This is a genomic window from Maribacter sp. IgM3_T14_3 (genome assembly GCF_049603095.1).
Taxonomy (GTDB): Bacteria; Bacteroidota; Bacteroidia; order Flavobacteriales; family Flavobacteriaceae; genus Maribacter.
Genome location: NZ_CP187138.1, coordinates 4,241,400 through 4,254,504, shown reverse-complemented (window position 1 = coordinate 4,254,504; position 13,105 = coordinate 4,241,400). Strand labels below are relative to the sequence as shown.

Here is a 13,105-nt window from a genome sequence, read left to right as displayed (position 1 = left end):
CAGAAAAATTCATCAACTTTGTATAATGCAGCGACTAAATTTCCCTAGCTACACTTTCAGGGTCAAAAATAGCGAAAATAGAACCTTGATTTTTGACGAAATACGTAAAAAATTTGTGGTTCTTACTCCAGAAGAATGGGTAAGGCAACATGTAGTTCAATTTCTTATTCAGGAAAAGAACTATCCTATCAGTCACATTAACGTAGAAAAGCAGATTACCCTTAACGGTTTAAAGAAAAGATATGATATCGTTGTATTTAAGCCCAACGGTGAATTAAACGTATTAGTAGAGTGTAAAGCACCAGAAATTACCATTTCTCAAATGACATTCGACCAGATTGCACAATACAATTTTAAGTTGAATGCGACCTACTTAATGGTCACTAACGGACTCACTCATTTTTACTGTCAAACAGACTTTGTTGCGGAAAAATATGAATTTATGCAAGAGATTCCTGATTTTAGCCGTTAATTTGCGATCGTTTTGAAGATAGCCGTAGTCATATTAAACTGGAATGGTGAAGTGCTTTTAGAAAGGTACTTGCCCTCTGTTATCAAATATTCTAATGATGCAGATATTTATGTTGCCGATAATGCGTCTACAGATGACTCGGTTGCTTTTGTCAAAACCAACTATCCTACGGTAAAAATTATTCAGAATACAGAAAACGGCGGATTTGCCAAGGGCTATAACGACGCCATGGTTGATGTCGATGCTGATATTTATTGCTTATTGAATTCAGACGTAGAAGTAACGCCTAATTGGCTGACCCCAATTAAAGATGCCTTTACCACTATACCCGATGCGGCTATAATTCAACCTAAAATTTTAGATTTACTTAAAAAAGACCACTTCGAATATGCAGGTGCTGCCGGTGGTTTTATTGATCAGTTAGGGTATCCGTTTTGCCGAGGTAGGGTTTTTCAGACCCTAGAACGTGACAATGGTCAATATAATGATACCAGAGAAATTTTTTGGGCCACAGGCGCGTGTATGTTCATCAGAAAAGAAGTATTTCATGAACTTAAGGGTTTTGATGCAGATTACTTCGCTCATCAAGAAGAAGTAGATTTGTGTTGGCGTGCAAAAAACCATGGGTACAAAATATTATATGTAGGTTCATCGAGCGTATATCATTTAGGTGGCTCGACGCTGAGTAACATGAATCCTAAAAAAACATATTTGAATTTTAGGAATACATTGTTCTCTATCACTAAAAACTTACCAAGAAGAAAAGCGTTCATAATTATTTTCTTGCGATTGCTCTTAGATGGTATTGCGGCAATACGATTTCTTTTTCAGTTAAGATTTAAGCACTTTTTCGCTATTTTTAGGGCACATTTAAGCTTTTACAGGCAATTTAGAAAAATGTACCGTAAAAGAGAAAAAACTCAATTTCTCAGGAATTACTATGCTACGAAGTCCATAGTATGGTCTTATTTCGTACATAGAATAAGTAATTTTAACATTTTAGTAAAAGATTAACTAACCTGTTAAATAAGTGGCTTTGTAATTATATAATTTTGGAGTCGCTTAGATGCGAAATTAGAGTAAACCACTAAATAAATATAATAGAATTAAATTATGAAAAAAGTATTATTAGGATGTCTTGCAGTAACGCTTTTACTTTCATCTTGTGTATCTTCAAAGAAGTATGCAGATCTTGAAGCTAAGCACAAAAGTGCACAAGATTTATTAAATTCAGCTACAGTTAAATTAAACGATTGTTTAGAAGAAAAAGCAACAGCTTCATCTAGACTACAAACTCTAGAAGATCAAAATGCATTTTTAAAAGCTAACAATCAAGATTTGATTAACAATATGGGTAACTTAACAACTTTGACTACCAAAGGTGCTGAGAACTTAGAAAAATCTTTAGAAAGCTTACAAGAAAAAGATTTAACTATTCGTAAGTTAAACGATGCTATTACACGTAGAGATTCTGTTAACCTTTCTTTGGTACAGAGCTTAAAAGGTGTTTTAGGAAATATGGATGATGACGATATCGAAATCAGCGTTGAAAAAGGTGTTGTATTCGTATCTATTTCTGATAAATTATTATTCAGCAGCGGTAGCTATAATGTTACTAGTAGAGCTAAAGAAGTTCTTGGTAAAGTTGCTAAGGTTGTAAATAACAAGCCAGATTTCGAATTCATGGTAGAAGGTCATACAGACAACGTACCTTACAGAGGTAACGGTTCTTTATTGGATAACTGGGATTTAAGTGTTAAACGTGCTACTGCTGTTGTACGTATATTACAAAACGATTTCAATGTTGACCCTAAGCGTATGACTGCAGCTGGTAGATCAGAGTTTATTCCTGTTTCTTCAACTGAAAAATCTAAAAACAGAAGAACTCGTATTGTTGTTCTTCCAAAAATCGATCAGTTCTATAGCATGATCGAAGAAGGAATGAAAGATCCTGCAATCAACAAATAATATTTGATTGTCATATAAAATAAAAGCGGCTCAATCGAGCCGCTTTTTTTATGCCATAAATTTAAATGATAAAGTGTTTAGAGAATATCTAAACTTCCTTTTCCTTCACGAATAACCTCAGGTGCACCATTTGATACATCTATAATTGTAGAACCAATATTACCTCCATAACCACCATCAATAACAACATCGACAAGGTTATCCCATTTTTCAAAAATCAACTCTGGGTCGGTAGTATACTCTAATACATCATCTTCATCATGAATAGAAGTCGATACTATTGGGTTGCCTAACTGCTCAACTAATGCTTTAATAATACTGTTATCTGGCACACGAATACCAACGGTTTTTTTCTTTTTAAATTCCTTAGGCAGGTTGTTATTTCCTGGTAAAATAAAAGTATACGGACCAGGTAAAGCTCTTTTCAAAATCTTGAACGTAGCGGTATCAATTTGGCGTACATAATCAGATAGGTTACTTAAATCGGTACAAATAAAAGACCAATTGGCTTTTGCTAGTTTAATACCTTTGATACGTGCAATTTTCTCAAGCGCCTTTGAGTTTGTAATGTCACAACCTAAGCCGTAAACCGTATCGGTAGGGTAAATAACCAAGCCACCTTTACGCAATACCTCCACTACCCTTTTAATTTCTTTAGGGTTCGGGTTCTCTTCGTATATTTTAATGAATTCTGCCATTCCATTTAGGATTTAAAAACCATTTCGTTATTAAATATACATAACTATCCCAACACTTCTAATTTAGCAAAGCGAAGCAACAGTTTTTTAATATCTCCTTTATCAAACATTATTTCTGCCTTTCTATCATTACCAGAACCTTCAATTTTCACAACCTGACCAAGACCAAAACGGGTATGATTTATTAATGAACCTTCCATAAGATTTGGATCTATGGTATTTGTGTTACCCACAGGTTCACCCAATTGCGGCTTCAACTTACGTAACTTTTTTAGTTGACCAGAATTAGGTTGACCAATAATAGGTGGTGTTCCTCTAACTGGCTTATCTTGACGTAATCTACTTTTATCAACTTCACCAAAAATATCAGCATTTATAAGAGGCTTGTAGCGATAGCCACCATCTACAGGAGTCAAATTCTCAACATATTTTTCATCGATTTCTTCTAAGAAACGACTAGGTTCTGCATCTATTAATTTACCCCAACGATATCTATTCTGAGTATATGTTAAATATGCTTGTTTCTCAGCTCTGGTCAAAGCAACATAAAATAACCTTCGCTCCTCTTCTAACTCGCTACGGGTACTCATACTCATACCTGATGGAAAAAGGTCTTCTTCCATACCAACAATATATACGTACGGAAATTCGAGTCCCTTTGCCAAGTGAATGGTCATTAAGGCTACCCTATCATCATCACCGGTATCATTATCTAAATCGGTAGCTAGGGCGACATCTTCTAGAAACTCACTAATATTACCTGTAGCATCAGCTATTTCTCTTTGACCTTCAACGAAATCTTTAATACCGTTTAAAAGCTCTTCGATGTTCTCCATTTTACCTATTCCTTCAGGGGTTCCATCCTTCTTAAACTCTAAAAGAATACCCGTTTTTTTGGCGACATGTTCAGACAAGGCAAAAGCATCAGTAGTTTCGTTCATAACCTGAAAACTCTTGATCATGGTTACGAAATCTTGAAGCTTTCGTTTTGTACCAGAATTGATTTTCAAATCTATTCTGTCAATATTTTCCATCACCTCAAAAATGGAGCGGTTGTAATGGTTAGCCGCTACTACCAACCTATCTAAAGTAGTACCACCAATTCCCCTTGCAGGAAAATTTATCACCCTTTTTAAAGCCTCTTCATCTTTTGGGTTAATTACCAAACGTAGGTAAGAAAGCACATCTTTAATTTCTTTACGTTGGTAAAAAGACAAGCCACCATAAATACGATAAGGAATATCTCTTTTACGCAAAGCATCTTCAATAGCCCTCGACTGTGAGTTGGTTCTATAAAGTACGGCAAACTGACCATTGCCCATTTGCTGTTGCATGCGATGATCCCAAATAGAATTGGCTACAAACCTACCTTCTTCAGCATCTGTCGTACTTCTATGAATTTTAATAGCTGCACCATCATCATTCGCTGTCCAGACTACTTTTTCAATTTGGTTTTGGTTTTTTCCTATAACCGAGTTTGCGGCATTAACAATATTACGGGTCGAGCGGTAATTCTGTTCTAAACGATACATGCCTACATTATCATAATCTTTTTGAAAGTTCAAAATGTTACTAATATTTGCCCCTCTAAAAGAGTAAATACTTTGTGCATCATCACCTACCACACATATATTTTGAAAACGATCGGCCAAAGCCTTTACAATCAAATATTGCGAATGGTTGGTATCTTGATACTCATCAACCAAAATATATCTAAATCGATCCTGATACTTCATCAACACATCAGGAAAACGTGTTAACAGTTCATTTGTTCGCAACAGTAAATCATCAAAATCCATCGCACCTGCCTTAAAACAACGATCTACATAATTTTCGTAGATATCACCAGTTCTAGGTTTTTTTGCCATGGCATCTTGCTCTACCAAATCTGGATCATTTCGATAAGCTTTTACGGTAATTAAGCTATTCTTAAAAGACGAAATTCTATTTTGAATCTGCTTGTATTTATAAATATCCTTATCGAGTCCCATTTCCTTGATAATCGAAGCCAATAACCGCTGAGAATCTTGGGTATCATAAATAGTGAAATTTGCCGGGTAGCCCAGTTTATCACCATCTATACGTAATAGTTTTGCAAAAACGGAGTGGAATGTTCCCATCCAAAGATTTTTTGCTTCGCTAGCACCTACAATATTAGAAATACGTGCTTTCATTTCACGTGCTGCCTTATTGGTAAATGTTAATGATAAAATATTAAAAGAATCTACACCCTGTGCCATTAGGTGTGCAATTCTATAGGTAAGTACTCGGGTTTTGCCCGATCCCGCACCAGCAATAACCATTAAAGGTCCGTCTTTATGCAAAACAGGAGCCTTTTGGGCATCGTTCAATTCATCTATAAATGAGCTCAAATTTTCTTTTTTTAATGACGTAAATTTAGCCATTATTGAGTGATAGAAAAAGTGAAGTGTTTTAGATTTGTGAACAATGGATGGTATTTCTTTTCATTTTGAATATATTTAAACTTTAATTCCGCATAAAGTGCTTACGGGTTGATACATTTAGGCTAAATGATCAACCGAAATATAGAGAACCAATTAACATTAAATACTGATTATGAGAAAACTAGGAGTGTTAGCCCTTGTTCTTTTCGGTTTTACCGTTCAGGCACAAGGTCCAAATCTTGAAAAAGACTATAAGGCAATAGAAAGCAAGGTAGTTGATTGGAGAAGGGAAATTCATCAGAATCCGGAATTAGGGAATCGTGAATACAAAACAGCAGAAAAAATTGCAAAGCACCTAAAATCTTTGGGTATTGAAGTTCAGACTGGCGTTGCTCATACTGGCGTAGTTGGTATTTTAAAAGGAGGTTTACCGGGTAAAGTAGTTGCACTAAGAGCAGATATTGATGCTTTACCAGTTACAGAGCGTAATGACTTACCGTATAAATCTAACGTTACTTCAGAATTTATGGGTGAAAAAGTCGGGGTTATGCATGCTTGTGGGCATGATACGCATACTGCAATTTTAATGGGCGTTGCAGAAGTGATGTCTAAAAATAAGGATAAAATAAAAGGAACCGTAAAGTTTATCTTTCAACCAGCAGAAGAAGGACCACCACCAGGAGAAGAAGGTGGAGCACTTTTAATGGTAAAAGAAGGTGTTATGAGTAATCCTAAAGTTGATGCCATTTTCGGATTGCATATTAACTCTCAAACACCTGTAGGGGTTATTAAGTATAAATCTGGTGGTACCATGGCAGCCGCTCAGCAATTCGTTATCAATGTAAAAGGTAAGCAATCGCACGGTTCTCAACCGTGGTCAGGAGTTGACCCAATATTAATCAGTGCTAAAATTATTGACGGTTTACAAACTATCATTAGTAGAGAAACAGATTTAACCAATGAAGCTGCAGTAATTACCGTTGGCAAAATTAAAAGTGGCGTTCGTTTTAATATTATACCAGAATCTGCAGAAATGATCGGTACTATTAGAACATTAGATTATGACATGAAAGACAAGCTTAATAAGCGTATGGTCGAAATGGTAAGCGATATTGCCAAAGCATACGGAGGTGAAGCTACGTGTACAATAACAGATGCTACAGATATTACATACAACAACCCAGAATTGGTAGAGCAAATGTTACCTACCATGAAAAGAGTGGCTGGTGATGCTAATGTTCAATTTCAAAAAGCGGTTACTGGTGCTGAAGATTTCTCATATTTTCAAAGAGAAGCTCCGGGATTCTTCTTTTTCTTAGGAGGAATGACTCCTGGTACAACAGAATCATTTCCGCACCATACACCAGACTTTTTAATTGACGATAGCGGTTTACTTTTAGGCGTTCGTACGCTAACAGAAATGAGCCTGGATTATTTAAACAGTGACCAAACACCACTTTTAGATATTAAAATAAAAGGATAATTTTGATGAACGATTTCTTTAATAGTATTCCAAGTCCACCGTGGTGGACTTGGATTTTTTTGTTTCTTCTCATAGTTGCTATCTGGGATATTTTTATTCAGAAAAGGCATACCATTAAACACAACTTCCCCGTGGTAGGGCATTTGCGTTATTGGCTAGAAAGTATCGGTCCAGAAATGCGTCAATATTTTGTTGCTAACAACCGAGAAGAATTGCCTTTTAATAGAATTGAAAGAGGTTGGATCTATGCATCTGCAAAGAAAGAAAACAACTACGAAGGTTTTGGTTCTGATAGAGATTTATATGCGCACCAGCATATATTCATAAAAAACAGAATGATGGGCTATGAAGTACCTCTTGGACACCCAAATGCTGCAGAACCTACGTTTATTCCTTGTGCAAAAGTTATGGGACAACAAAATAACCGAAGAAAACCTTACCGACCAGCCAGTGTTGTAAATGTATCGGCCATGAGCTTTGGTTCATTATCTGCAGCTGCCGTTGAAGCTATGAACATTGGGGTCAAAAAAGCCCATGCTTATCATAATACCGGTGAGGGCGGTCTATCACCTTACCACAAACATGGTGGTGATATTGTTTTTCATTTTGGTACCGGGTATTTTGGTGTACGATCAGAGGATGGGAATTTCTCTATGGAGAAAATGAAAAAATTGGTTGAGGACAATCCGTGTATAAGAGCAATTGAAATTAAATTATCTCAAGGTGCAAAACCAGGAAAAGGTGGCGTATTACCAGGAGCTAAAATTACACCCGAACTGGCTGAAATTAGAGGTGTTGAAGTAGGTAAAGATGTATTATCACCTGCAACCCACAAAGCGTTTTCTAATGTTAGGGAGTTAATGGCACTTATAGAGGATATTGCTGACGAAACAGGTTTACCGGTAGGTATTAAAGGTGCTATCGGAAAATTAGATCAGTGGGAAGAATTAGCAGATATTATGTTAGAGACCGGTAAAGGTCCAGATTTCATTACCGTAGATGGTGGTGAAGGTGGTACAGGTGCCGCTCCCCCATCATTTGCAGATCACGTATCCCTGCCTTGGGTTTATGGATTTTCAAGTTTATATAGAGTTTTCTTAAATAGAAACCTTACCGATCGTATCGTATTTATCGGCTCTGGTAAGCTCGGCTTCCCTGCAAAAGCAGCCATGGCATTTGCCATGGGTGTTGACTGTATTAATGTAGCTAGAGAAGCAATGATGAGTATTGGGTGTATTCAAGCTCAAGTTTGCCATACCAATACCTGCCCTACAGGTATTGCTACACAAAGTAAATGGCTTCAAAAAGGAATTAACGTACCTTTAAAATCTGATCGATTGGCACAATATTTTAATACGTTTAGAAAAGAATTTTTAGAAATTACGCATGCTGCCGGTTATGAGCACCCTAGTCAATTTACTATGGACGATGTGCAAGTAAACGTAGATGACCACGACCTAAATAAAAGTTTAGCATCGACCTACGGTTATAATAAAGCAAAAGTACCGTTCGCAGGAGTTCAACAATTAAAAGACTGTTCGTACCTTGGCGGCAAAATTTAGATTAACCTATTCAATTTATATGACACGATTTATTTTATGTTCAGCTATTTTTTTAATTGGTTTAACTTCTATTCAAGCTCAGAAAAAAAGTGAGTTAATAGAACAAAATCAAAACTTAAAATACAAGTTAGATTCCATTTCTAGAATGGTAAGTACATCTCAACGAAATGAGAAGTTAGCCGATCAACGCTCAACTGAGTATCAATCTCAGGTAGCAGAGTTGCAAGATGCTAATGCCACTTTAATGAAAAATTTAAATAGTTTTGCGGCCTTGTCTAGTCAGAATTCAGAGAATATTAATAAGACCATGGCAGCCTTAGAGCGCAAAGAAAAGCAACTTAAAGGGGTAACAGATGCCGTTGCTAGCAATGATTCAACTGCAGTTGTTATACTAACCAATACTAAACAAGTATTGGGTGAAAATGCAAAAGTTGGTGTAGCAGATGGTTCTGTGGTTATTTCTGAAAAATTAGATTATTTCTTTACTGACGGAGTTGGTATAACGCCTTCTAGCGAATCTAGAGCGTGGATCGAGAATGTAGCGAAAGTTGCAAATGCGAACCCTAAAAGTGTAATTACTATTGCGAGTTTAAATATTACAGGTGAAATGAACATCGCCATACAGCAAGCAACCGCAATTGCTAGTATTTTAATCAAAGATTTTGGTGTTGACGGAGAACGAATTGTAGCTGTTGGTAAAGATGGCGGCTTACATGAATCGCTACAAGTAAAGTTTCAACCGGATTATAAAGCATTTTATGATATGGCGAAAGGAGACGTTAAAAATTAAATAACTTGCATTTCATCGATGAAGTGCTATACTAATTGAAAAATTTGGACGTTCTTATTTCATATATCATAACTAATTAAAAAATGAACTCTGACCAAATTTTTCAACTTTTCGCTTATTTGATTCCTTCCGTAGTTACTGGTGCAATTGCCTTCTATTTTTTTAGAATGCATACCAACAACGAAGAAGGTAGAAGACGTTTTCTATTGCATAAAGACTCTCAAAAAGATACTTTACCTATTCGTTTACAAGCTTACGAAAGAATGGCGCTATTTTTAGAACGCATTTCGATACCAAGTTTAGTTGTTCGTGTAGCACCACAATCGAAAGAAAAGGGAGCATATGAGAGTTTGCTTATAAAAAGTATAGAAACTGAATTCGATCATAATCTTACACAGCAAATTTATTTGACCGACGAATGTTGGAATATTATTAAAGCGGCTAAAAGCGCAACTATTCAAATGATTAGAAAAGCTGCAATGAGTCAGACCGATTCTGCCGATAAATTAAGAGAAGATATTTTGAATGAAACGATGGATAAAACATCACCATCGGCTACTGCCCTATCTTTCGTTAAAAAAGAGATTGGCGATTTGTGGTAGAAAATTAAATATTCAGTACAAGAATAAAAAAATGCTTTCCAAATTGAAAAGCATTTTTTTATTTGTTCATATATCAAAAAGCCCATTTTTTAATGAACATTATTCATGTTCATTTGGTTCAATTGGGTTTGTTTCCTCATTCTTATTTTTTGCATATAAATAACCTCTTTTCCACCAAAGCGTCATTTTTGCCTTATCGAATATTAAAGAGTTGGTCGTTAATATTGTGGGGGTATAAAACAGGTTGATTATTGCATTTTTTTGGTTGGCAACCAATTTTCCTATTCTAATGTTTTGATTTTCAATTCTATCTAAAATAAAGCTCAGCATTGTAGTAATAAGCTCAAAAGGATTACGAGATGCTACCCTATTCATATAATTTACCTCGGTATGTAAAACAACAACATCTACTTCTGTTGCTCCTCTTTTTATAGCTTCTTCAATAGGTACAATACTACCCAACCCACCATCGGCATACTCGCAATAATTTTTACGTACCAAACTCATGAACGGAACGTAATTAGCTGATATCCAAATCCAATCGCAATAATCTTCGTAGGTGCAATCTTTAATAGATTTATATTCGACTTGATTTAATGATAAATTAGAAACCGTAATAATAACATCAGAATCACCGTTCTTTAACGTTTCAAATTCTTCGATAGTTAAGCTATTTTCAATAAGTTTTCTAAGGTTTTCACTTTCTCCAAAGGTTTTTTTACCGCGAAGAAAGTTTTTCAAAACCCTCCAGTGATCTATAGAGATTTCCTCATTTCCACGTATATTCTTGACCAAAAACGGACAGTTATTGAAAATGCTCTTCTGATTTACATTAGAATATATTTCTTTGATTTTATCTAGTTTACCTAACGCTAAATGAGAGATAAGCAAACTTCCGGTAGAAGTACCCACAAAAATATCATACTTTCTACCTTCTTCTTGAATAAGGTATTGGGCAACGCCACCTGCAAAGGCACCTTTACTACCACCACCAGAAATAACTAATGCTTTCATTATTACTTTAATTTCGTTTTAAGATAACGCAAATCTGATGAATTTAGTTGCTTTGCTACCTTTTCAATTTCTTTTTTCTGTTCTTCATCAATCCACAAGGTATCAAATAACTGTCTTGCATAGTTTCTAAACTGCCAAGAATGATGATTGGTCGCCTTTATCAAATTAATATAGGCTTCATCATTTAAAGCACTTATTTCAAATAAATATTGAAACGCAGTTTGTCGCACTTCAGCATTGTAACTAGAATCAGTATAACCGACAAGTTCATTGTGATAATACATTTGTTGACTTGGATTATAATCAGGAGTAAATAATGCCAATGTCAGCCAAAGCAAACGCACATTCTTATTTGGCAAACCAATTATGTCTTTAGTTTTTTCTAAATAAGTACTTCTATCATAATCAAAACTACTCCACAAATTATAGAGCATTAATTCATTGGTAATATAACTATCATCCAATAACAACGGCTCAGCAAACTCTTTTAAAATCTCAGAAATTTCACCCATTTTCTGTGCTGCAAATTGCCTTATTCTGATATCATCACTAGCAATTAAAGGCCAAATTTGTAATTCAGGAAAATCACCTTTTTGTTGAAGCAATTCTAACTTCAATTCCGTAGCTAATTCTGAATCCTTTAAAATTTCAGGGGAATCAAAACTATTCTCATCATCATGTTTCAAAACATAATACATTCTTAATGATGAACTATTTTTCATTAAATAATCCTTCGCATCATCCATTGGGAATACGTCTCCTTCTAACCAAATAGTTTTAAAATCACTTAAATCAAAATTAGCAGATTCCTCCATTTCAGTAATGAATTCTGCAACAATCACATTTTGGAACTGATACTTATTCAAGTAATTCTGAATTCCGATTTTAAAATTCTCTTCTCCTATTTTATCTTTTAAGACAGCTAAAGCCCAAGCTCCTTTTTCATAGAAAGTAAGACTACTAGCTTTAGGGTTCAACAAGCTCTCCCCATCTCCCTTTTCAGAAATATCATTTAACACTTTTGCTGTATCAAATAACTTCCAATAAAAATGATCATCACCAAAAATTTCTTTCTCAGCCAGGTAGGCATAGTAAGTGGCGAAACCCTCATGTAACCAATGGTGCTCGCTACTCTTTTCTGTAACCAAATTACCAAACCATTGATGCGCTAATTCATGGGCATTAATGTTTACATAATTTCTATCAATAAAAGAAGTAGAATCAATAACATAAGCATCAGAGAAAAAAGTAGCGCTTGTATTTTCCATACCAGCATATAAAAAATCATGAACTGGCACTTGCTTATAATCCTGCCAAGGATACCCCACGCCAATTTCATTTTCTAAAAAATCAAATATCTTTTTAGTATACCTATAGGTAGGTTCCACTCTTAAACTATCATCAGGATAATAATAGTTTTCAATATCAACACCACTGTTAGATTTCAAAACTTGCTTATTGTAATTGCCGATGGCGAACGCCAACAAATAACTACTCATTGGTTTTTTCATATCGAATAACCAAATAGCATCTTCCTCATCATTATCAGTTTTTAGAAGTAGATTACCATTCGCAATTACTTGATATTTTTTATCAGCTTCAATTGTAAGATCAAATTCTACCTTTTCTTCCATGTCATCAAAACTTGGAACCCAATGACTTGAATATTTTCCTTGACCTTGCGTCCATATTTGTTCATTGCCTTCTACATCATCATCCCAACCAATAAAATAGACCGTTTGTATAGGCTTGGCTATATATTCTATAATCAGTTTATAAGATTCGCCCTCTTTAAATTTATATTTAATAGAAATTGTCTTTTCTGTGGCTGTAAAATCTATCTTTTTTCCATCAAGTTCTACTTTTGAAAAATCCATATTCTTTGCATCAAAAAATACGGAATCAACATTTTGTAACACATTAAAACGATAGATCACTCCGCCTTGAATCTTTTTCTCTTTAGGTAATGGACCTAAGTAAATCTTCGCTTTTATAAAATCTACTTTATCTTGATGTTGACCAAAAGAACTGAAATAAAAACAAAGAATAAAGGCTAGAACTATTTTTTTCATGCAAATTAATAAGCTAGTAGAAAATCAAATTTAATACTT

At 35.0% G+C, this 13,105-nt stretch carries 11 protein-coding genes; 7 read left to right on the top strand and 4 right to left on the bottom strand.

Annotated elements, in window-relative coordinates; genetic code table 11:
* Positions 1-25 precede the first annotated feature (25 nt).
* From ACPF9A_RS18660 to ACPF9A_RS18650, 3 genes are all read left to right on the top strand, one after another.
* A complete protein-coding gene (locus ACPF9A_RS18660; RefSeq protein WP_423999321.1) occupies positions 26-472 on the top strand; it encodes a type I restriction enzyme HsdR N-terminal domain-containing protein in 447 nt (148 codons plus the stop codon).
* A 12-nt stretch (positions 473-484) separates the two neighbouring features.
* Positions 485-1,486, top strand: coding sequence for a glycosyltransferase family 2 protein (locus ACPF9A_RS18655; RefSeq protein ID WP_423999319.1), 1,002 nt, complete (start codon positions 485-487; stop codon positions 1,484-1,486).
* Positions 1,487-1,585: 99 nt separating this feature from the next.
* Positions 1,586-2,440 (top strand): OmpA family protein, encoded by an 855-nt coding sequence (locus ACPF9A_RS18650; protein ID WP_423999317.1) that lies wholly within the window; start codon positions 1,586-1,588, stop codon positions 2,438-2,440.
* A 77-nt stretch (positions 2,441-2,517) separates the two neighbouring features.
* Here ACPF9A_RS18650 and ACPF9A_RS18645 read toward each other — a convergent pair whose 3' ends face one another.
* Both ACPF9A_RS18645 and ACPF9A_RS18640 read right to left on the bottom strand, forming a co-directional pair.
* A complete protein-coding gene (locus ACPF9A_RS18645; protein WP_423999315.1) occupies positions 2,518-3,138 on the bottom strand; it encodes an L-threonylcarbamoyladenylate synthase in 621 nt (206 codons plus the stop codon).
* A gap of 44 nt (positions 3,139-3,182) precedes the next feature.
* Positions 3,183-5,543: an ATP-dependent helicase gene (locus ACPF9A_RS18640; protein WP_423999313.1), complete on the bottom strand. Its 2,361-nt coding sequence runs from the start codon at positions 5,541-5,543 to the stop codon at positions 3,183-3,185.
* A gap of 172 nt (positions 5,544-5,715) precedes the next feature.
* Here ACPF9A_RS18640 and ACPF9A_RS18635 point away from each other — a divergent pair, with 172 nt between their 5' ends.
* The 4 genes from ACPF9A_RS18635 (at position 5,716) to ACPF9A_RS18620 (ending at position 9,980) form a co-directional block, all read left to right on the top strand.
* On the top strand, positions 5,716-7,026 hold the full coding sequence (locus ACPF9A_RS18635) for an amidohydrolase (RefSeq protein ID WP_423999311.1): 1,311 nt from the start codon (positions 5,716-5,718) through the stop codon (positions 7,024-7,026).
* 5 nt (positions 7,027-7,031) lie between these two features.
* Positions 7,032-8,588: an FMN-binding glutamate synthase family protein gene (locus ACPF9A_RS18630; RefSeq protein ID WP_423999309.1), complete on the top strand. Its 1,557-nt coding sequence runs from the start codon at positions 7,032-7,034 to the stop codon at positions 8,586-8,588.
* A gap of 19 nt (positions 8,589-8,607) precedes the next feature.
* Complete coding sequence (locus ACPF9A_RS18625) at positions 8,608-9,378, top strand: hypothetical protein (protein ID WP_423999307.1); 771 nt, start codon at positions 8,608-8,610, stop codon at positions 9,376-9,378.
* A gap of 83 nt (positions 9,379-9,461) precedes the next feature.
* Positions 9,462-9,980 carry a hypothetical protein gene (locus ACPF9A_RS18620; RefSeq protein WP_423999305.1) on the top strand — a complete coding sequence of 173 codons (519 nt, stop codon included), beginning with the start codon at positions 9,462-9,464 and terminating at the stop codon, positions 9,978-9,980.
* 99 nt (positions 9,981-10,079) lie between these two features.
* On the opposite strand, the gene ACPF9A_RS18615 is transcribed toward ACPF9A_RS18620, so the two are convergent.
* Together ACPF9A_RS18615 and ACPF9A_RS18610 are read right to left on the bottom strand one after the other, a co-directional pair.
* On the bottom strand, positions 10,080-10,994 hold the full coding sequence (locus ACPF9A_RS18615) for a patatin-like phospholipase family protein (protein WP_423999303.1): 915 nt from the start codon (positions 10,992-10,994) through the stop codon (positions 10,080-10,082).
* 2 nt (positions 10,995-10,996) lie between these two features.
* Positions 10,997-13,066, bottom strand: coding sequence for a M1 family metallopeptidase (locus ACPF9A_RS18610; protein WP_423999301.1), 2,070 nt, complete (start codon positions 13,064-13,066; stop codon positions 10,997-10,999).
* Positions 13,067-13,105: the final 39 nt, after the last annotated feature.

Bases quoted from the DNA above. Each gene is read 5' to 3' on its own strand.
- ACPF9A_RS18620 (WP_423999305.1), top strand. From the start codon at position 9,462: ATGAACTCTGACCAAATTTTTCAACTTTTCGCTTATTTGATTCCTTCC.
- ACPF9A_RS18660 (WP_423999321.1), top strand. From the start codon at position 26: ATGCAGCGACTAAATTTCCCTAGCTACACTTTCAGGGTCAAAAATAGC.
- ACPF9A_RS18630 (WP_423999309.1), top strand. From the start codon at position 7,032: ATGAACGATTTCTTTAATAGTATTCCAAGTCCACCGTGGTGGACTTGG.
- ACPF9A_RS18635 (WP_423999311.1), top strand. From the start codon at position 5,716: ATGAGAAAACTAGGAGTGTTAGCCCTTGTTCTTTTCGGTTTTACCGTT.
- ACPF9A_RS18615 (WP_423999303.1), bottom strand. From the start codon at position 10,994: ATGAAAGCATTAGTTATTTCTGGTGGTGGTAGTAAAGGTGCCTTTGCA.
- ACPF9A_RS18645 (WP_423999315.1), bottom strand. From the start codon at position 3,138: ATGGCAGAATTCATTAAAATATACGAAGAGAACCCGAACCCTAAAGAA.
- ACPF9A_RS18640 (WP_423999313.1), bottom strand. From the start codon at position 5,543: ATGGCTAAATTTACGTCATTAAAAAAAGAAAATTTGAGCTCATTTATA.
- ACPF9A_RS18625 (WP_423999307.1), top strand. From the start codon at position 8,608: ATGACACGATTTATTTTATGTTCAGCTATTTTTTTAATTGGTTTAACT.
- ACPF9A_RS18650 (WP_423999317.1), top strand. From the start codon at position 1,586: ATGAAAAAAGTATTATTAGGATGTCTTGCAGTAACGCTTTTACTTTCA.
- ACPF9A_RS18610 (WP_423999301.1), bottom strand. From the start codon at position 13,066: ATGAAAAAAATAGTTCTAGCCTTTATTCTTTGTTTTTATTTCAGTTCT.